Here is a 21,633-nt window from a genome sequence, read left to right on the forward strand (position 1 = left end):
AATACTTAGCAAAATGAATACACAAACAACCTACATGGGGCTCAAACTAAATTCCCCGATCGTGGTATCAGCCTGTACCTTATCTGAACAAACAGATAATATTGTGATGATGGAAGATAACGGCGCCGGCGCTGTTGTACTGCATTCGCTGTTTGAAGAACAGATACACAAAGAAGAGAAGCGGTTAAATTCTGTGATCTCCAAAACATCCAACGCATTTGCTGAAGCGCTGGATTTTTTTCCCGACCTGGATGATGTAAACTCCGGCACGGATGATTATCTTAACCAGATACGCAAGGCAAAAGAAAGGGTGAAAATACCCATTATAGCCAGTTTAAATGGCATCACCAACCAGGGGTGGGTCGACTACTCTAAACAGATGGAATGGGCCGGTGCCGATGGCATTGAAGTAAATATTTTTTTTATTCCGGGAGATATAACCATGTCATCTGCAGAAGTAGAACACCGCTACCTCAACATCATTGATGCCATCCGGCAATCAGTCAATATTCCCGTCGCCGTAAAATTAAATCCCTATTTCAGTGCCATGGGCAATATGAGTATTCGTATGCAGCATGCCGGTGCCGATGCGCTGGTAATGTTCAATCGTTTTTACCAGCCGGATTTTAATATCGATGAATTGTCGGTAACAACCGATTTAAAGTTCAGCGAATCAAGCGAAATCAGGTTGCCCTTATTGTGGATTAGTTTGTTGTACGGCAAAGTTTATTGTTCGCTGGCCGCAACAACCGGCGTACAAACCGGTGTGGAAGTAATTAAATATTTGCTGGCCGGCGCTGATGTGGCGATGACGGCTTCGTCTTTATATAAGAACGGTATTCCTTACCTGCGTACTATGAACAAACAATTGCAGCAATGGATGGAAAGAATGGGCTTTGATGATGTGGCTGCATTTAAAGGCAGCATGAGCCAGAAACATATGCCGGATCCAACGGCTTATGAAAGGATTAACTATATTAAGATACTTGACAGTGTGAAGCAATCATAAATTGTTAGCGACGCAACAAGTTATGCAGCAAAAAAACAAAAAGTACATTACTTAAAATTTAATTGCAGCCCGGTTGTATTATATAGCGGCCGGACAAATTTATTTATTGTTAGCATAGGTGCAGCCGTTGGTAAATACTTTGTAAACAATAAGGGCGTTGCACTAATGGTTATATAAAAATAGCAAGCAATATCTCTTCTCCCGGCCAAACCAAACCTGCGCTGTTACATTTAAACGTGACTTCGTGTTGAATGAAAACATTGGAAACGATGGTATAAAAAAGTGATCACTATCACCTGCCGTTATGATAAATGTAATACAAAAAAATCCTGCTTCGCTGTAATATGCATCGTTATAAAATCTAAAAATTTACATATGGCACAAGTTAAAAAAGCTATCAAATATGTGTATTATTTTGGTGGCGGAAAAGCAGATGGAAATGAATCCATGAAAAACTTACTAGGCGGCAAGGGGGCTAATCTTGCGGAAATGGCGGGGCATCCCAATCTTCGTTTGCCTGTTCCCCCGGGCTTTACTATTACCACGGAAGTGTGTACGGCTTACTACAAAAACAAAAAGAAATATCCAGCTGAATTACAAGGCCAGGTGCAAAGCGCATTGGCCGCTGTAGAAAAAGAAATGGCCAAAAAATTCGGCGATGCCAGCAATCCGTTGCTGGTGTCTGTACGCTCCGGTGCAAGGCGGTCTATGCCGGGCATGATGGAAACAGTACTGGATATCGGGCTGAATGAAAAGACAATCCTGGGCGTTATACAACAATCCGGCGACGAGCGTTTTGCCTATGATGCCTACCGCCGTTTAATTATGATGTATGCGGATGTGGTGATGGAAAAAGCCGGTGGCATTGAGCCAAAAAATGGCAAAGGCATTCGCAAGGTGCTGGATGAAAAACTGGAAAAAGTAAAATCAAAACAGGGATATCAATTTGATACAGATATTAAAGTACCCGAACTAAAAGCACTGGTAAAAGATTTTAAAGCCACTGTATTAAAAGTACTCGGCAAACCTTTCCCCGATGATCCGTACGAACAGCTTTGGGGCAGTGTGGGCGCTGTATTCGGCAGCTGGAGCGGCAAACGGGCCATCGAATACCGCCGCATAGAAAAGATACCGGATGAATGGGGAACCGCTGTGACCGTGCAAGCCATGGTGTTTGGAAATATGGGCGATACCAGTGCCACCGGTGTTGCGTTTACAAGAAACCCGGGTACTGGAGAAAATAAATTTTATGGGGAGTATTTACTGAACGCACAGGGCGAAGACGTAGTAGCAGGTATCAGGACTCCGGCACCTGTAAATGATTATTCCAAAAACGACCAGAGTAAACACCTGCCATCGCTGGAAGAGACCATGCCTGAAATTTACAAACAGTTATTCGAAATACAGAACAGGCTTGAAAGGCATTATAAAGACATGCAGGATATTGAGTTTACCATTGAAAAAGGCAAACTGTTTATGCTGCAATGCCGCGTTGGTAAACGCAACGGTATTGCGGCTGTAAAAGTAGCCAGCGATATGTACAACGAAAAACTGATTGATGCTAAAACAGCCATCATGCGGGTTGCGCCCAACCAGCTCGTGGAATTGTTATTGCCTATGCTTGATCCCGAAGTGCAGAAGGTTACCAAACCGGTAGCCAAGGGTTTACCTGCAGGACCAGGCGGTGCAAAAGGTCGTGTTGTTTTCTCATCTGCTGATGCCGTTGAATGGGCAGGCAAAGGCGAGAAAGTGATCCTCGTAAGAGAAGAGACTTCTCCCGAAGATGTAGACGGTATGCATAAGGCACAAGCGATACTTACCACTAAAGGTGGTATGACATCTCACGCTGCGCTGGTGGCAAGGGGCTGGGGTAAATGCTGTATTGTTGGTTGTGCGGATATTGAAATACACAGCGAAACAAAATCTTTTAAAGCCAATGATGGCACTTACATTAAAGAAGGCGACTGGTTAAGTCTGGACGGCACCAGGGGCCTTGTTTACACCGGAAGTATGGCGCTGGTAGATATTGACCTGGATGACAACGCGGCTTATAGAAACCTGATGAAACTGGTGAATAAGGAGCGTACAATGAAAGTAAGAACCAATGCAGAAACTCCTGAAGATGCAAAACAGGCATTAAAATTTGGTGCAGAAGGGATTGGCCTTTTCCGCACCGAACATATGTTTTATGGCGAAGGCAGCGAGCAGCCATTGAGTCTGCTGCGTAAAATGATTTTAAGTAAAACAGAAGGAGAGCGCCGCCAGGCCCTGAAAGAATTGTATGTGTTTGTAAAGAAGGATATCAAGGCTACCATGGAAGTAATGAATGGCTATCCCGTTACCATTCGTTTGCTGGATCCGCCGCTGCATGAATTTGTTCCCCATGATGTGGCCAAACTGCATGAGTTAAGTAAAGAGCTGCACATCAGTATGAACATGTTGCGCAGGAGGGTATTGGCATTGCATGAAAACAATCCTATGCTGGGGCACCGTGGTGTAAGGCTGGGCGTAAGTTATCCTGAAATTACAGAGATGCAGGTAAGGGCAATACTGGAAGCAGCGGCTGAATTAACAAAGGCAGGTAAAAAAGTGCTGCCCGAAATTATGGTGCCCGTAACCTGTACGGTGAATGAATTAAGTCACCAGAAAGTAATTGTTGACAGAGTGTACAGGGAAGTTTGTGAAAAAATGAAAGTTAAAAAAATCCCTTATCTCTACGGCACTATGATAGAAATTCCAAGAGCCGCATTAAGGGCCGATCATATGGCGGAAGTAGCAGACTTCTTTAGTTTTGGTACCAACGATTTAACCCAGATGAGTTTTGGTTTTAGCCGGGATGATATCGGCGGATTTTTACCGCAGTACATGGATTTAAAAGTACTGAATGATGATCCGTTTCAAACGATTGACCAGGCTGGCGTAGGGGAATTAGTGCGCATTGGTGTTGACCGTGGTCGTTCCACCAAACCAAATTTAAAAGTAGGTATCTGTGGCGAACATGGTGGTGATCCGGAAAGCGTAAAATTCTTTCACCGTACTGGTATGAACTATGTTAGCTGTTCACCCTTCCGCGTGCCGATTGCACTGCTCGCTGCAGCCCAGGCTGCCATTGAGTTTGGTAAAGGCAAATAAAATTTAAATTCTTTTAAACATAGCGCCGTTTCAATTTATGTAACGGCGTTTTATATTTAAATGAACGTATCTTTAATGAATAGTCGAAATGATTTGTCCAATATAACCTAACCCACGAAAACCCAATCGCTTAATTTAATCCGTGTCTGTTATACAGAATCGCAGGTATTGCAAACAGTTATAAGCTGCACCAACACTCAACCGACGACTTGAACCGGAACAAAAAAACATTGTTGTTCATTATATCAGTGGCTTCTGCGCTGCTGATAGTAAAAGATTTTTACTCCATAAAAATCCAGTCTTCTGTGCGTGCTTATATCAATGGCCAGGCAGAATATTCCAAGGGACGAAATAATGCTGCTGTTAACCTCATCAACTATTTGCAAACAGAGAATTTGGTTTACATAGCTGAATTTAAAAAGGCAATCGCTATCCCCCTGGGTGATAATATTGCCGGGAACAATTTGCTTGTAAATGGGGATGATTCAAAAACAAAGGCGGGTTTTTTAGCAGGAAAGAATCATCCCGCAGATGTCAGTGATATGATATGGTTTTATAAAACTTTTTCATCTTTTGCGTTTGCACAAAAAGCCATCAAATTGTGGGGCGCAGCGGCACCCCACGTCAACCGGCTGAGTACGATAGGCGACATGGTTCAGCAACTGCAGCAGCAGGGAAAACTTACCCCCATTGCCAAAGAGCAGCTGATTGAGGAAATAGATGGTATATCAGTGCTTTCATCTGAGTGGGAAAGCGCTTTTTCCCGGGTGCTGGATGATACAGCCAGCGATATAAAAATCGTGCTGCAAACTGTAAATATCTTGCTGATCCTATTAATTATGTCCATCAGCTTCCTGTTTGTAATGAAAATCATTAATAGTTTAAATAAGTCTGAAAGTGAATTGAAGTCGACGGTCATAATGCTGAATGATACCAACAGGGAGTTGGAAAATTTCAGTTACGTAGCCTCGCACGATTTAAAGGAGCCGCTCAGGATGGTAACCAATTTTTTAGGCCTGATAGAAAAAAAGTACAACAACCAGCTGGATGAAACGGGGAAGACTTACATCCATTTTGCAGTAGATGGCGCCAGCCGCATGAAAAAACTGATTGATGATTTGCTGGAATACAGCAGAACCAGCATCAATAAAATTACTTATGAAACGGTTGACTTAAACGAAGTTATCGCCAGACTGCGAACAGATTTCCAGGATGTACTGGATGAACCGGGAGCCGGATTGTTTGCGGAAGCAATGCCCCAAATAGTTGCAAATAAATTACAGATGCAACAAGTATTGCAAAACCTGGTTGCCAATGCCATCAAATATCGCAGTAAAGCAGCACCACAGGTACACATCAATGCAAGTGCTACTGCAGACCATTGGGTTTTCGCGGTCAGGGACAATGGTTTGGGAATTGAGGCGGAATATTTTAAAACCATCTTTGTTATTTTTCAGCGCCTGAAAACTAATAAAATACAGTCTGGTACAGGTATTGGCCTGGCCCTTTGCAAAAAAATAGCCGAACGCCACGGCGGCGAAATATGGGTGGAATCTGAGCCCGGTAAAGGCAGTACTTTCTTTTTTACCGTGTCAAAGCAGCTGTAAGCCCTCATCCGGTACTGCTGCAAATGGCTGCAACTTAATTGCTGCGATGTCGGCTGTAAATCCTCATAGCAGCCCCGCCCTTACTACTGATCCGGTAGCAGGAATGGAACGCATGCTGCTCTCTGAATCAATTTTTACAGATCTATCTGCATCAGGCCAAACAACAAAAATGCTGTTGTAGTTATTTAATTATCCACCTGTAATAATATGGCTAAAAAAAGCTATAAGATAGTTAACGTGCGCAGGTATAGCATCCTTTAATTATACTTTTGACGTAGCCGGTAAAATTGGAATAATGCATCGCAGTTTAAACCGCCGGTAGCTAAGAAGTTATATCAATCTCATGAAACAAAAGAAACTGCTGTTATTGGTAGTATTAATAGCATCCATCATACTAATCCTCACAAACTTTTATACCATAAAAGTATTGTCTGCTGTAAGGGCTTATATCAATGGGGAGTCAGAATTTTCAAAAGGACAAAAAGATGCCTCTATATTTTTGGTTACCTACCTGCAGACAGGCAACAAAGAATACATGTATGGGTTTAGCAAAGCGATCAGTATTCCCATCGGCGACAACATTGCCAGAACAAGTTTAACCAATAACGATAAAGATGCCTTAACCACGCAAGGTTTTTTGATGGGTAGAAATCACACCGATGATATCCCCGATATGATCTGGTTGTTTAAGACGTTCCATAACATTTCCTTTATGCAGCAGGCCATAGAAATTTGGGCGGCCACTGAACCGCTAATCAACCGGCTTGATTCTTTTGGTCGCAGCATTTATTCGCTGAAAGATGCGGAAAAATTAAGTGATGCTGCCAGGCTGCAATCGATAAGAGAGATCAGTGATATCTCTACGCGGCTTTCAGAAAAAGAGAGTGCTTTTTCGCAGAAACTTGATAAAGTAGCAAGAGATATTAAGATGTTTTTACAGTGGTTAAATATTTTTCTCATACTGGTTATATTGGGGGTTACAAGCCTTTTCGCAATGCGCATGCTAAACAGTTTAAGTGCATCCGAAAGAGCCCTGAAAACAACCATCATTGAATTAAATGATACCAACAGGGAACTGGAGCATTTTACGCACATCGCTTCCCACGATTTAAAGGAACCGCTCCGCATGGTGACTGGTTTTTTAACACAGCTGCAGGCGAAATACAAAGACCAGCTGGATGATAAGGCACATACTTACATTCATTACGCTGTTGACGGTGCCACACGCATGAAGCGGCTGATTGATGAGTTGCTGGAATACAGTAAAACCGGCATCAGTCAGGTGGGGTACAAAAAAGTAGATTTAAATGAATTAATGGAAGAGGTGAAAGCAAATTTTCAGGGTGTGTTGAATGAAACCGGGGCGGGCATTGTGGTGGGCGCACTGCCGCAAATAAAAGTAAACAGAACGCAGATGCTGCAACTGTTTCAAAACCTGCTGGGCAACGCCATTAAATACAGGAGTGAAGCTGCGCCTGAAATTTATGTAAACGCTGCATCTAACAATACCCACTGGGTGTTTTCGGTGCAGGATAATGGTCGGGGAATAGAGCCGGAGTATTTCAAAAAAATATTTATTATTTTTCAGCGCCTTGAAACAGATAAAAAACTGGACGGAACCGGTATTGGTTTGGCCATTTGTAAAAAAATAGCAGAGAACCATGGCGGCGAAATTTGGGTAACATCAAAACCGGGTAAAGGAAGTACGTTCTTTTTCACCATCTCAAATCAATTATAAAACGCCCATGATTGTTGCGTTTAAAGCCCGTTCAAATCATCCTTTAACCGCATACAGTGACTCTGATCATTTAAGAAATCACACTATTTTTTTTATTGACAGATATCATCCTGTACAGTATCTGTCGTCATCATTATTGTCTGTTGCAGGTGGTAAACTTGCAGTAGCAATTTAATATTTCCTTCTGCTGCAAATAATCAAAAGCAGCATATCCTTCCTCCTTGTAAAGACTAACACTAACTCCGATACTCCCACGATTTAGTCCCTTCTCCACAAGAGATAAAAAAAATTGCTCACCTAAATTTTTTTTATGAAAAAGTTATACTACCTCTTAACATTAAGCGTCCTGCTTATTAGTTTTCAGCAAGCCGTTGCCCAGTGTGCCGTTTCCGATTTAAAAATACGGCTCAATGGCATTAATCCCGCTACATGCGAAGCAAGTTTTGATTTATCCTGGACACAGGATATCAACAGCGGAAATAAATTTGCCTATGTACATGTCTGGTCGCAGCCTGCCTATCACACGCCAGCCGCCAATTGGGTTGGCATGTACAGCAACCCCCAGCGTTACCCCGTAGCGGCCGACCTGGTAAATGTCTTGTCTACCTTTGTTATTGATGACAACCAAGCTGACTATCCTTTACCGGGAACAGTGTATCATCCTGATCCCTCGTATACATTGCCACCCCAACCGGGTTTGTACATTGTGAAAGTGCACCTCAACAATACGTTGATCGAAAGAATGTCGGTTGAAAATATCAAGGTAATATTACCTTCCTGCACAACTGTTCAAACTTTATATTTTGATGTATGGACAAGCGAGGCAGCCAATGGCCGCAGTGTCAGCTGTTCGCTTGCGGGGCAGTCTGTTGCTGTTAACCAGCTTCGGGTACTGGGCCTAGTTAATTGTACCAACCCGCCCGGCTTTAAACTCATCCTGCAAAACAACGGACCTGCACTTGACAATGTTTCGTATAAAGTGTATGTAGATTATGCGCCTTACCATGTGCTGAACACCTCCGACACGATGGTTTTTGCAAGTACGCCAGTTAACCTGGCAGCCAATGCTACCGCTTCTTTTCCGGCAACAGGTTTTCAGCCTTACCAGGATGCTTTTTATTCTTCCACGCAGCCTTTGCTTGCGGAAGTAGCGGTCGCACAATGGCCAATTAGCATCGTATCAGCAATAGAAAGTGGTTGCGGTGCACTTCCGGTAAGGCTGGCAACCTTTACTGCCAGTCGTGTAAACGAAGGGGTGACATTGAACTGGCAAACTGCATCGGAGCAAAACAATAAAGGTTTTGAAATTCAGCGTCAGTTGAGTGGCGGCGACTTTACGCCGGTTGCCTTTGTTGCAACCAAAGCTTACAACGGCAACAGCGATGTTACCATAAGTTATAATTATACAGATGCTGATAACACGGCTGGTTCAGCGCCTGTTTTTTACCGCCTGAAACAAACTGATATCAATGGTAAAATTGGTTTCAGTGAAATCAGGGTTATAAGAAACAATGCCAGTAAGGAATGGATCATATATCCAAACCCTGCGCAGGCCAATGTGAATGTTTTAATACCTGCCGGTACCGGTGCGGTTGACATGGTGCTGAATGATATGGCAGGCAGGGTAGTGAAAAAATGGGATGGCCTTGTCACAGAATACCTGCAGATTAATAACACCAGGCCCGGCGTTTACGTACTCTATGCTTTTGTAAAGGCAACCGGCGAAAGGGTGGTACGAAAGATTGTTATTCAGTAAGTGAACAATACAATTATTGAGCGTATAAAAGCCGTTCTGTTTGTTGCAGAACGGCTTTTTAGTAAACGTATTTTTACCTATTCAGTAACGCTGTAGCTGGTCGTCGGCGGATATTGTATTGAAAAGTGTGCTCCATAACATTCTGCAAACGGCAATCAGTACTTGGATTGACAATTGTCATCAGAGAAAAAAATACCTGTTTGTAATTTTAATTATTCAACGGCGATCATTTACATTTTAATAATTGAAGCAATGAAAAAGTTCCTTCCTGGTTTGGCTTTATTACTGATCAGCACAGGCGTATTTAGCCAGCAAAGTCAGACCATTAATACATCAGCAAGCAACACGTCCGCTGTAGTCCAAAGCCAGCAGGACAAACCCATCAAAATAACTACACCTAATGATTACCTGCGCAAAAGCAGAATACAAAAAACCTTTGCCTGGATACTGGCCGGCATTGGCGCTGTTTTTATTATCGCGCCACTTACCGATACCAAATCAACCGAAACCAACAACACCGGCTGGTTTGATTTAAGCGGACTCGATAAGTCTTTAGATGCAGCCTCATACACCATGGGCGCTGTGTTTATCGGGGCTAGTGTACCGTTATTTATAGCCGGGCACCGAAACAAGCTGAAGGCAGAAGGGGAGGTGGGGCTGATGCGGCTAAACACACCGCAATGGAGCAGCAATGTACCACCTGCATTTCCTTCAGCCGGAATTAAAATTTATTTCAGGTAACCATTGCCTGCGGTGTACGCAGCGGGCATACAACTTATTATTGTTTATGAAACATGCAGCCGCTTCAACAATAAAAAAAATAACTGCGAAAGCGATTCATTCTTTTGTACAACATCTGCCGGAAGCAAGAAGTGTACTGTTATTGTTACTCGCCAGCGCATTGCTTTCAGGGTGTTTTTTACATTATTACAAAACCAATACAACGGAACATGTCAGTGCGACTGTGATGGAAAAATTGGTCAACGCCAATAAATATTTTATTGTTCATTATTCCGATAAAATAATGGGATTGCAAAATGTTACACTGGCAAACGATCGCCTGCAGGCAGACCTGGTGGCATTGCCCAGGGAACATAGTTATTATACAGCTCCCGTGGTAAACGAAGCCAATAAAATGAAGGCAAAGTACCAGCAGCAAACCCTGTTGGAAGTGCACCTGTACCTGTCAGCGCCGGCGGATACCAGCCATAACAGTGTGACCCTGCCTTTAAGTAATATTAAAAGACTGGATATGTACGAACTGGATGCAAAGGCAACAAGAAGCAACCGCATACTGAGTATTGCCGGCGTTACTGTAGGTGCATGGGTTGTATTTACAGTGATTTTATTAATCGTTAATCCACCTGTATTTTTTTAACTGTGCATTGCATTATTTCTTTTGAAGAACTTGCTGCTCCATGCTGATAAAAATCCACCGGGTTTTACCCAACCTTTTTGTATAATCAATCGTCTTGTTTGTAAGAAGACGCGGCGCCTTCTTATAAAAACTGCATGTATGAAAAAAGCTTTACTTATTATTTCGTCTGGTATGATTTTATTGCTGACACAATCCTGCGTAAAACCGCACGACCATATTTCAAAACAAGTCAGCATCGACACCACGCTAAGCTTGGGAACCGGGTACTTGCTTAACCTGCAGCCCTATGGTGATGCGGATGATGTGGCCGCCATCAGCAAACAGGCAGTGAATTATGCAAAAAGCGAAATCGTGAATACAGCTGGTATTTTTGCGCCGGTATATCATTACCAGGCTGAAACAAAAACGGGACTGTCAGACCAGGTAGTACTAACAGTAAAAGAGGGCGGCAACCGTGGTTATGGCCGCAACGGGCACGGCAGCGATTCTACTGTTATTACGATTCATTTTACGGTAAAATAAATGCGGAAAGAAAAAATATTTTGATGGTCGATTGATTGATGGTTTAGTTGAGGGCTTTGCTGTTGCAAGGCCCTTTGCGATGTTGTCTTATCTTTCTTCTAAAGGAAGAGAAGGAGCGGTGCCTCCAACTAAGCAATCCTATCAGCAGACTTCACAGAAAAACAAAACGCTCCAAATTACCGCTCTTTAGGGGACGGGGGTAGCCACCAAACTCAATAAATCCTGCTTCCCCAGCTGCTTCAATATCCCTACATCCGTGCGTATCAACTCATTCACCAATGCCTTTTTACCCGCCTGCATTTTCATAATTTTTTCTTCAATCGTATCCGGGCAAATCAGGCGCACGGCGACTACATGTTTCTCTTGCCCGATGCGGTAGCAGCGGTCGATGGCCTGGTTTTCTACTGCCGGGTTCCACCAGGGGTCTACTAAATACACATAATCTGCTTCCGTTAAATTGAGGCCGGTGCCACCCGCTTTCAGGCTGATGAGAAAGACCCTGATGTCGTCATTATTTTGAAACGCATTCACTGCGGCAGCCCTGTCTTTCGTTTGGCCGGTCAGGTATTCAAACGGAATGTATTTGGCGGCGAGTTCTTTTTTGATCAGGTTCAGCATACCCACAAACTGTGAGAACACTAGTATCTTATGATGCTTATGTTTGCTTTCAATTTGTTCCACCAGCACTTCAATTTTTGCTGCGGTGTCGCCATAAAAAGCATCATCTTTCAGCAGGGCGGGGGAGTTGCAGATCTGTCTTAATTTGGTAAGGCCCTGCAATACATGCATGCTGTCCCTTGGTAAATCTTCCTCCGGCTGGTGCAGTAAATAATTGCGGAATTCCTTTTCGTAAGCATCATATACTTTGCGTTGTTCAATGCCCATTTCGCAATAGATCACCATCTCTGTTTTATCCGGTAACTCCGTTGCCACCTGTTGTTTGGTGCGGCGCAAAATAAACGGGTTCACTTTCTGCTGCAGTTCCGCCGCCCGTTTGCTGTCGCCAAACTTATCGATGGGCTGCGAGTAAATGTCTTTAAAATATTGCTGGTTGCCCAGCAAACCCGGACAGGCAAAACTCAGCTGACCGTACAAATCAAAGGTATTGTTTTCGATGGGCGTACCTGTTAACACAATCTTGTTGTTCGATTGCAATAAACGGCAAGCCTTGTACCGTTGCGAATCCGGGTTTTTTATTGCCTGCGATTCATCTAAAAAGATATAACCAAAGCGAAAGCTTTTCATAAAATGAATGTTTGATACCAGCATGCCATAACTCGTCAGCACCACATCATAGTCTTTAAACGAATGATTATTTCTTACGCGGTTGTTGCCATGTATCGTGAGCACAGTAAGCGAAGGCGCAAACTTTTCCAGTTCTTCCTGCCAGTTAAAAATGATGGAGGTGGGCACCACTACCAGGTTAGTTTGTGCGCCACGTTTTTGCCGAAGCAACAACATAAACGCAATCACCTGTATTGTTTTACCCAGGCCCATATCATCTGCCAGGCAACCGCCAAAATGCAGGTCGTCTAAAAAGTTTAACCAGTTCAATCCCTGTTGCTGGTAATGGCGAAGGCTTGCCTGTAAGCCTTGCGGGGCGGGCACTTCGGCAATGCGTTCAAAGTGGTGCAGCTTGTCGCTGTAGCTGGCCAGCTGTTCCTGTACTTCTTCACTCAATAATTGTTTATCGTACAAAGCCTCTACCGTTGCGAAGTTGATAAACGGTGTACGGATCTGTTCGCCCTCCAATTCACCCGCTTCAAAATACGCAGCCATTTTGCTCACCCATTCCGCAGGCAGCATGCCCAGCGTGCCATCATCCAGCGTAACATATTTGCTGCCGTTCTTTAACGATTTATGCAACTGCCGCAGGCTCGCTTTCTGACCACCATAGCGCACTTCCAGGTCGGTATTAAACCAGTCTAAACCACTGGTAACTTTAATGTGCACACTCGGCTTATTCGCATTCAGGCGGTTGTTTTTAATTTCATTAAAGCCCAGTATTTTAATATGGTGCGCCTGCCATTGTTCAAAGGCATCCAAAAACCAGGCATCTTCCAAAAACTGTTTTTTGGTAAGGTAAAAAGCCTGCTGGTGCAGTTGCTCCGCAAAGTCGGGATGTTGTAACAGCAGCAGCGCCGTAAAATTATTTTCCAGCACTTCATCGCGTTCAACAATAAAGGCATTGTTTTTTTGATCCCTTGCATACAGCTGCCTTTTGCTCAGCACGCTCACTTCCACTTCGCCATAGCGCACCACCGGGCTTATCATCACATGCACGCCCGCATCACTTAAATAAATCAGTTGCTGCGGTGGTTCATCAAAACCATTTTCTTCCAGCTGTTCTTTGGTGGCCGCCACCAGCCAGGCGTAGTGGATGCGGATGGTATCTTCCAGCGGCGCCAATATGGTCTTCCTGAATTCATCCATCTTTTGCCGGTGTACCACTACAATGTTGTTGTGTTTTTTAAAGTAGGTCATCACCCGCAACAGGTCAAGGTTGGCCACCAGGTGCAGCACGTTAGCAGCATGTATAAACCAGCCATATTTTAATAGCAGGTTATTCAGCGCATAGCTTTTATCACCAATGGCCAGTTGCCCGCTAATCTCGTAGTATTCGCCTTTTAAATACACCGATAACTGCAGACCCGTTTGCAACAAAGCAAGTTGTACCGGCACCAAACTATTGGCGCCAATGTTTTCGGACAGGGCAGGGTTGTGCCAGTACACAGGCAAGGTCAGCGGGTTCTGTACAATGCTCCGCAAAGCCTGCAGGTGCGCCGCTTCCGGCGTTTTTTGATGGTTGTTGGTAAAGGCCACCACACCCGTATAAAATTTTATCACGACCGCTTCAGCGCTTGTCCAAACCATGGCTTCGGCGTTGAGTATTTGCAGCGGATTTTTTATTTTACCACCCGTGCTGGTGGGCGCTTCGTACAAGCCCACCTGCAGGTGCTGGTAGTATTTATGCGCACTCAGCACCAGTATCGTGGTGGGGGTTTCTGCTTGTTTCGCAGCCGGTTTTTCCGGTGGAGGCAGCAGCTCTTCTGCCAGTTGTTTCAGTGCTGCTTCGTTTACCGGTTGCAGCGCTTTCATCCGCGGCGCTATGCGTACGGATTTGTTTTGCCATACCAGTTCAAAATGTTCGTCGGGGTTGGGCGATTGCTCCAGCCCGTAGTTTTTCGCCACCGCCTGTATCTTGTCGTGGCGAAACGCCGCATCAAAAAAAAGCCGCAGGTCGGGCCGCTCCATGATGTTGTACAGCACCTGCGCCTCGTGAGCGCACAGTTTGTGGTGACCATAGTTGCAGCTGCAACCCAGTGCCAGCGTGCCCTTGTTGTACTGCACCCATACCGGCGGAAAAACCACGCCACCTCCCGGGTTGCTGAAAGTACCCGTATTGATGTCAATCATATCCGGCTGCACTGCAAAAAATCGGTCGGCACCTGTATCCGGCATAGCGGCACAGTTGGCCAGTATAAAGGCCGGTGTAAGGTTTGAGAACTGAAAGTTTTCAAAAATAATTTCCCTTGCGTTGTATGTTAAAATGGGTGAAGCCATGTGGGGTGTAAAAATAAGGCAGGCGTATTTAGCAATGGTTATGGAATGCTTAATTTTTGCACCGGCATTTTTGCATTGGGCAACATCGTTGTGTCACTCACTTGTGCGGCATACCGCTGAGGGGCTTTTATGGGAGCGGGGTTAGGTTTGTTTGAAGTCCGATATCATTAGCAAGCACAGAGAGTACAGAATATGTAAAATTGGCTAAGTATTTATAATCCATTGCAAGCTCATGCTTGTTTATTCCAAATTCGTGTAAATATCTAAAATCGATAAAAGCACTTTTATGCCTTTCTAATAATTCCTCAACATGTTGATTAATTAATTTTTCATTTTTTTCAGGTAGTACAGTGGGAGGCAATGTTGCGTTTTTGTTTCCGACCTTTAAAAAGAAGTTGGGGTATCCATTAAATTCATTTTGATTAAGATAATTCTGAATAATGCGTTCTTGAACGTCCGGAAGCAGTAAGAAAAAGAGTTTCTTTAAGTAATGTTTATTAGGAATCTCAATGTTATTATTCATTAATAAACCCTTTAAAGCTAGTTCCATGCTAAAAGATGCTGCTACCATTGGAAAAGGTAATTTACCCAAAGATTGTAACTGTCCTTCTGTTTCAACATCAAGCAGTTCGGGATTAAGAAACACTTTTTTTGCAGCATGAGCACTTTGTCCAAGGAAGTCCTTTGCTACAGAATAAATGAAAAGCGCATTATTAAAATCTTCCATGCTCAAATATATCAAAACGAATAATATTTTCGCCGTTGTTCGTAGGTTATTTGCCGTTGTTGGTCTTGTTGACCAACAACCGAAGCGAACAACAAACAAACTTTATATCTTCCACTCAGAGTCTCCGATAAAAAATTTCTCAAGCGATGTCTCTGCACGAATTATTTTAAACCAACAACTAGCATAAGCTTTAGGATTCGCCAACCTAACATCTTATATCATATATTTACATGTTATCGTAAACGCAGACCCCTTCAAATACCTTAAACCATGCCACGGCTCTTAAAAAATGACAGCATAAGACTTATTGAAGCGAGCATTGAGGCTTTGTCACTAGCCCAAATTGGCATTTGCACTTTCAGAAAAGATGAATTGAAAATTGATTCTGTACGATATTCTGTGGAGGTTGGATTAATAGGAGTATCAATTGAATTAGCAATGAACTCTGTGCTAGCTCAGGCTTTTGGAAGAAAAATTATTTACAAGGATGAAAGCCGATATAAAACAGCCTCTGAAATATTGCATGATTTTAGAAGCTTATTAAATCAATCCTCTGCTATTACGATATTTTTAACAAACGGAATAAAAGACGGTGCAAGGCATATTGAAAAGATATTGGAATTAACAAACAGATTCCAAATAATGATTATCAGCAGGGCTAATGCTTTACATAATGGTATTGGTTTATCTTATGAAATCACTGCTTCGTTTTTTCAGGAAGTTTCTTTGTTCTTAAACTTGTTAAGTCTATCATCAAATTACAAACCTTATCTTTTCAAAATACCTTCACTTGTGGGCATCAGTATAGACAAAAAAGTTCTAATTGAGGATTTGTACAATAAAATAAACAACACATCTAACCCTTTTGACAAAAAGAGTTTAATAACTTCTCTTTTTTTGATTTTGCCAGAATTACCTAAAAAAATGCCAGAATGGATAAAATGTTTTGAGAGGTTTAATATAGCGCCGAAGAAAAGTGATACAGTGTATCTGGTAAATGCTTTGGAAACGGCTAATCCTGTTACGTTAAAGAAAGTAAGAACGAAAGGCGAAATGTTGACTGTAAGAATTGACAATAATGATCCTAGTGCGCTGCCCATTGCTCCACAATATTTAAGGACAGAATTCACTCAATATAAAGATCAGTTTTATGCGGACATTTCAACTGCAAACGGAAGACTCGGCAGCAATCAATTAGATTTGCCACCCAAGAACTCAGTGTATAATGCATTCTCAATTGATTTAATTGAGGCTGGAATATTGACAGAGGGCAATTTGTTCAACGCACATGAAACATGGCCTTTTATTGTATCAGCTCTTAATACTCCAAAAGGCGGCACATGCGCACCTTTTTGGTTTATGATTAGAAAAACAAATGATTTGGGTCAACTTAAATCTCAGCTTAAAAGAGCCGGTAGGATAGGAAATACATCTCTAAGTCGAAACATAGATATTATATTAAAAGGCATTGATAAAGTTGAGAGAAACAGTTCAGTTGACATTTCAGATCCCTTTTATAGTACAATTCTAAAAGAAAAAAGCAGCTTTGAGGTGCATCTTGAGAAATATGAAACAAAAATTTCAAAATCGAAAAACTATCCTCTGCCTCAAACTTATGAAGAAAGAATAGATGATCTATTTAAAGAAAAAATACACGTTGGAGAGTTTTTAAACTATTTGATAAATGACCATGGCTTAGGCCTTGATACAAGAAAATATTGGGTTTTTAATTTAACACAAGTATTTCCAGAAAGAGAAGATTTGATTGTTCTCAATGAAATTTTAAACAATGTGGAGTATAGTAGTTCATATACTAATATTCGTAAAAGCTTCAGGGCTATAGACTTTTTTCTACATGGCCCTAAAATAAATACCAGCGCCTAACTTTTTCTTTCGCCGTTGTTGGTAAGATTACTTCATGTTGCAGTAAATGCTTTTGATTCGCTTTCCTTTAGCATTACGTCCCTAAAATCATCGGCTAACACGGGAGCCGTTGTTGGCCTTGTTGACCAACAACCGAAGCGAGCAACAAAAAAGCTGCAACTAAAAATAGTACCTTTCATCTCAAAGGCAGACAGCTGGGCCGCCATGTTATCTTTCGCAGTTATAAAAATCTTTCACTTTAAAAATTGTGCTATATTCAACTTTGCCAGTACTAAAAAAGTAAATTATCAAATGGGACTAATCAGCAAATTGTTAGGCGGCAAAAAAGAAGATCCAATCTGGACGGCTAACAAAAGTAGTGACACAGTATACCCCAAAAGTTCCATTTCAATATTAACACTTAAAACCAAAAGAGGTGGCACCGGCACAGGTTGGGTGAACAAGGCTTACGAGCAATACGCTTATAAAAAATTTTGTCCCTACAATGTTTTAATAAAAGTTGACCTGAAAGACAGCATAGCTCAAAAAAATCCTGACTTAGACATGAGATCAGTCGAGGAATTTTTTTCAGAAAACCTAAGAAGAATATGCATTGCCCACATGGTTGCCCGGCTTGTGACTGATGAAGGAATGAATATTGAAATGTATGTAGAAAAAGGTAAGCAAGTTGCCGAACTATTGCATGAAATAGCAATAAACAAAAACCGACTGGTTTCGTTTACAACAGAAATAAATAAAGACCCCAATTGGATGGCAGTTAGTGGTCTGATGAAATTATAGCATCAAACATTCTTCGACCACAAGTCTCCAATAAAAAAATCTCAGGCGATGTCTTTATTCATCAGCCAGCTTTTATCATTCGGGTATTGATGAATTTAATATGCTAACACATTGCTAAACCCATCGATTCGGTTGTTGGTCAATAAGACCAACAACGGCGTTTAAAATTTAACCGTTGTACTTGATCAGTAACACCAATCCGCATAAAAATTAAAAACTCTGAACATGTCCATTTATCAGATAATAGAGAAGCTAAATAATTTTATTCCTTTTAGCGAAGACAATGCCGCAAACAGCAACGAGATACCACTCGATGATATATTGAGCGATCTGGAAAAAGAGAAAGATTTCGAGCTGGCATTTGACCCAATTTTTAATTTGCTGGAAAAATATCCAACTACCGACTTTGGTTCGCCGGGGCCTATTGTACATACTATTGAAAAATTCATTGGGTATTATGAAAGTCATTTGTTTGAATCATTAAACCGCAAACCAACGCCATTGACAATCCTGATGCTTAACAGAATAATTAATGGAGAGAAAAATATAATTATCAAACAAAATTTAATTGACAGGCTGCAGGCATATTTAGACCATCCATCTATCAATACACAAACTGCTGAAGTAATTAAAGGATTTGTAGATTATCAAAATAAAAGATAGGCATAATCCCGGCTAAGGGGTTTCTATAACAGTACGGTAATAAGTCGCCGTGGTTGGTTGGGTTATAACATCTAGTAGTAAATGTTTTTGATTCGCTTGCCTTTAGCCATTACGTCCTTAAAATCGTTGGCTATCACGGCGGCCATTGTTGGTCTTGTTGACCAACAACCGAAGCGAACAACAAAAAAGCTGCAACTAAAAATAGTACCTTTCATCAATGGAAACATATCCCGTATACTGGCCTCAGTTTTTACACTGCCACGATGGTGAGATAGAATGTCTTGAGAGATTTAATCTTGCAGAAAGGTTTGGGCAATCCAATATTTTTTATAGTCGTAAAATAAGCAAAATGAAATATTTAATAACATCACTTTCTCTTTTATTAATTTATACTTCACTGCTTTCTCAGACGCTTTATGCAGACTCTGCTTCACAATCTAATGCTCTAAAACAGGGGACTCTTATGGCGAAGCTCTTATTGAAAAAAGACTATAGATCTTTTACAGCATTTACCTATGCTCCAATAATAAAAATGGCTGGCGGGCTTGACAAAATGGCTTCTTATATGGAAGAAAGCTTTAAGGGAATGGAAGATGAAGGTTTTAGTATTGCTAACGTTACAGTTGAAAATTGTTCAAAAATCATTCACTTAGAAAAGCAACTGCAGTGTACTTTGACTGAAATTGTCGAATTGAAGCATACCGATGGAAAACTAATTCAAAAGTCGACACTTATTGGCATTTACAGTGATAAAGGTGTAACATGGACATTTATTGATACACATGGTGCAACTTTGAAAAAGTTGCAGGAAACTATAAAAGAATTAAGTAATGATTTAGTTGTTCCCGAACAACAAGAACCAGAAATAATATCAAACTAAAACGAGCGGACAATATAGTTGCTTTCGCCGGTGTTGGTATGGCTCATCTCCTGTAGTTGTAAATGTTTTTGACTCGCTTGCCTTTAACCATTACGTCCATAAAATCGTAGGCTATCACGGCGGCCGTTGTTGGCCTTGTTGACCAACAACCGAAGCGAACAATAAAAAAGCTGCAACTAAAAACAGTACCTTTCATCAATGGAAACTTATCCCATATACTGGCCTCAATTCTTCCACCCAGGTCTTCAAGAAAACTTCCGGATCAATATTACTGCACAAATTATTTAAACTAACAACCGGCACAAGCTACAGTGCTCAGCTACGCAAACCCGGGACGTGATCTTTTAGAAATAGGTATAAGTGATTATTTCCGTGTCTCCGGATCCAACAATCTTTTCAGAAACAATTCTGTTACTGCTGTCAAAAGTATAGATATGATCAATATAACCGGGGCCGCCCCCGCCAAAGCTGTTTAGTATTGCTCTTTTTACGAGGTGTTTTTTGCCACCCTTGCTAACGCCGGGCAGCCCTGATATGATGGGTGGGATATAATCAAGACCGGTATAATATTCATAGTCAAAGGTGTCCTTGAATCCGGGTCCGGATTCGGCATGTAACAGGTCTCCGTCTGCATTGTAAACGGTGTTTGCCGCATATTGTGGCTTTATACCGTATACCAGTGAATATCTGAATCCTTTATAACCTGTTGATTTGTTAGATGCGTCGTACAGGTACTTGGTTACAATGGTATCGTAGGTATTGAATTCAATAGTCCAGGTGACTTGGTACTGAAAAACACTGTCCAGTAATCGGTTGCTGTTAGTGAAATCATCTTCGTGCGAGAAGAGCACGTTGGAAATGAAAACATCCTTCGAAAAATGATTTGCTGAAGGGTATGAATATTCGGTCCGGTCTCCGGGTGAAGAAGTGGAAATTAAACTAGCTACTCTGCCATTGGCATCGTAGGAGAGGTCATAGGTTACCACTGTGGGGGGAATAAAAACAGAAAAGCTGTCCCACACAGTGTAGGTCTTTACCCTGTTAGCGTTGGGCGAAGGAGTATCGTCTTTTTTACAGGCGTTTAGCGATAATAAGGAGGTAAAAAATAAAAGCAGGGTAGGTAACTTTTGCATGTCTGTTTAAGTTTGCGTAAGGCAGCTGGCAGGTTGGTGATTGCTGGTAAACTGTAGACAAATATATGCAAAAAAAAGAATTTCTTCCGCGCCGAATCTCCTGGACAGAAAACTTCCCAGGCGATGTCTCCGCACAAATTTCGCCGTTGGTGGTAGGGTTATTTCATGTACTAGTAAATGTTTTTGATTCGTTTGCCTTTAGCCATTACGTCGTTAAAATCGTCGGCTATCACAGGGGCCTTTGTTGGTCTTGTTGACCAACAACTGAAGCGAACAACAAAAAAGCTGCAACTAAAAATAGTATCTTTCATCAATGGAAACTTATCCCATATACTGGCCTCAATTTTACACCGCCACGATTCTGGAATGGAGGCCCTTGTTAAAACCAGCTAAATACAAAGACGTCATCATCCAAAGCCTTCAGCATCTCACAGCAATAAAAAAGATAACATTGTATGCCTTTGTAATTATGGATAATCACCTGCACATGATATGGCAGGCAATAGGTGATAAAACACCGAAGCAAATACAACATAGTTTTATGAAGTTTACAGCACAGCAAATAAAATTTGACCTGGTAGATAACCATCCACTGGTGCTGGATAAATTCAGGGTGAATGCAAGAGACAGAACCTATCAGTTTTGGGAAAGGAATCCTTTGGGTATTGAATTGTATACCCATGATGTATTCATGCAGAAGTTGGAGTACATTCACTGGAACCCGGTAAAGGCTGGGTTGTGCAAGTTGCCGGAAGAATATTATTATTCGTCCGCTAAATTTTATCATAATGGCATTGATGAATTTAACATGCTGACACATTGCTAAACCCAACGATTCAGTTGTTGGTCAACAAGACCAA

The 21,633-nt window shown here is 41.9% G+C and carries 16 protein-coding genes; 13 read left to right on the forward strand and 3 right to left on the reverse strand.

The annotated features are described in order from the left end of the window. The first annotated feature begins 13 nt into the window (after positions 1-13). From QWZ08_RS15455 to QWZ08_RS15490, 8 genes are all read left to right on the forward strand, one after another. On the forward strand, positions 14-1,009 hold the full coding sequence (locus QWZ08_RS15455) for a dihydroorotate dehydrogenase-like protein (protein WP_290338372.1): 996 nt from the start codon (positions 14-16) through the stop codon (positions 1,007-1,009). Positions 1,010-1,384: 375 nt separating this feature from the next. After that, on the forward strand, positions 1,385-4,141 hold the full coding sequence (gene ppdK / locus QWZ08_RS15460; RefSeq protein WP_290338373.1) for a pyruvate, phosphate dikinase: 2,757 nt from the start codon (positions 1,385-1,387) through the stop codon (positions 4,139-4,141). A gap of 233 nt (positions 4,142-4,374) precedes the next feature. Then, positions 4,375-5,748 carry a sensor histidine kinase gene (locus tag QWZ08_RS15465; protein ID WP_290338375.1) on the forward strand — a complete coding sequence of 458 codons (1,374 nt, stop codon included), beginning with the start codon at positions 4,375-4,377 and terminating at the stop codon, positions 5,746-5,748. Positions 5,749-6,091: 343 nt separating this feature from the next. Continuing rightward, positions 6,092-7,486, forward strand: a complete 1,395-nt coding sequence (locus tag QWZ08_RS15470; protein WP_290338376.1) for a sensor histidine kinase — start codon at positions 6,092-6,094, stop codon at positions 7,484-7,486. A gap of 310 nt (positions 7,487-7,796) precedes the next feature. Beyond that, positions 7,797-9,242, forward strand: a complete 1,446-nt coding sequence (locus tag QWZ08_RS15475) for a T9SS type A sorting domain-containing protein (protein ID WP_290338377.1) — start codon at positions 7,797-7,799, stop codon at positions 9,240-9,242. Between the two features lie 252 nt (positions 9,243-9,494). After that, positions 9,495-9,983 carry a hypothetical protein gene (locus QWZ08_RS15480; protein WP_290338378.1) on the forward strand — a complete coding sequence of 163 codons (489 nt, stop codon included), beginning with the start codon at positions 9,495-9,497 and terminating at the stop codon, positions 9,981-9,983. A 46-nt stretch (positions 9,984-10,029) separates the two neighbouring features. Beyond that, the gene (locus QWZ08_RS15485) at positions 10,030-10,620 is read left to right on the forward strand and encodes a hypothetical protein (protein WP_290338379.1); all 591 of its coding nucleotides are present in this window, start codon (positions 10,030-10,032) and stop codon (positions 10,618-10,620) included. A gap of 138 nt (positions 10,621-10,758) precedes the next feature. Then, the gene (locus tag QWZ08_RS15490; RefSeq protein ID WP_290338380.1) at positions 10,759-11,142 is read left to right on the forward strand and encodes a hypothetical protein; all 384 of its coding nucleotides are present in this window, start codon (positions 10,759-10,761) and stop codon (positions 11,140-11,142) included. A 186-nt stretch (positions 11,143-11,328) separates the two neighbouring features. Here the strand turns inward: QWZ08_RS15490 and QWZ08_RS15495 are convergent, their stop codons facing one another. Both QWZ08_RS15495 and QWZ08_RS15500 read right to left on the reverse strand, forming a co-directional pair. Then, positions 11,329-14,706 carry a DEAD/DEAH box helicase gene (locus QWZ08_RS15495; RefSeq protein ID WP_290338381.1) on the reverse strand — a complete coding sequence of 1,126 codons (3,378 nt, stop codon included), beginning with the start codon at positions 14,704-14,706 and terminating at the stop codon, positions 11,329-11,331. A gap of 127 nt (positions 14,707-14,833) precedes the next feature. After that, entirely contained in the window at positions 14,834-15,433 is a 600-nt protein-coding gene (locus tag QWZ08_RS15500; RefSeq protein WP_290338383.1) for a hypothetical protein, read from the reverse strand. A gap of 270 nt (positions 15,434-15,703) precedes the next feature. Here QWZ08_RS15500 and QWZ08_RS15505 point away from each other — a divergent pair, with 270 nt between their 5' ends. From QWZ08_RS15505 to QWZ08_RS15520, 4 genes are all read left to right on the forward strand, one after another. Beyond that, positions 15,704-17,317 (forward strand): hypothetical protein, encoded by a 1,614-nt coding sequence (locus QWZ08_RS15505; RefSeq protein ID WP_290338384.1) that lies wholly within the window; start codon positions 15,704-15,706, stop codon positions 17,315-17,317. Positions 17,318-17,332: 15 nt separating this feature from the next. Further along, entirely contained in the window at positions 17,333-18,097 is a 765-nt protein-coding gene (locus QWZ08_RS15510) for a hypothetical protein (protein ID WP_290338385.1), read from the forward strand. A 225-nt stretch (positions 18,098-18,322) separates the two neighbouring features. Next, positions 18,323-18,760 carry a hypothetical protein gene (locus QWZ08_RS15515; protein ID WP_290338386.1) on the forward strand — a complete coding sequence of 146 codons (438 nt, stop codon included), beginning with the start codon at positions 18,323-18,325 and terminating at the stop codon, positions 18,758-18,760. Positions 18,761-18,977: 217 nt separating this feature from the next. After that, positions 18,978-19,640 carry a hypothetical protein gene (locus QWZ08_RS15520; RefSeq protein ID WP_290338387.1) on the forward strand — a complete coding sequence of 221 codons (663 nt, stop codon included), beginning with the start codon at positions 18,978-18,980 and terminating at the stop codon, positions 19,638-19,640. A 344-nt stretch (positions 19,641-19,984) separates the two neighbouring features. Here the strand turns inward: QWZ08_RS15520 and QWZ08_RS15525 are convergent, their stop codons facing one another. Then, complete coding sequence (locus QWZ08_RS15525; protein ID WP_290338388.1) at positions 19,985-20,773, reverse strand: hypothetical protein; 789 nt, start codon at positions 20,771-20,773, stop codon at positions 19,985-19,987. Between the two features lie 313 nt (positions 20,774-21,086). Between QWZ08_RS15525 and QWZ08_RS15530 the strand changes: the two genes are divergently transcribed. Next, positions 21,087-21,599, forward strand: coding sequence for a transposase (locus tag QWZ08_RS15530; protein ID WP_290338389.1), 513 nt, complete (start codon positions 21,087-21,089; stop codon positions 21,597-21,599). The last annotated feature ends 34 nt before the right edge of the window (positions 21,600-21,633 follow it).

It is taken from the genome of Ferruginibacter paludis, from assembly GCF_030409685.1.
GTDB classification, from domain to species: domain Bacteria; phylum Bacteroidota; class Bacteroidia; order Chitinophagales; family Chitinophagaceae; genus Ferruginibacter; species Ferruginibacter paludis.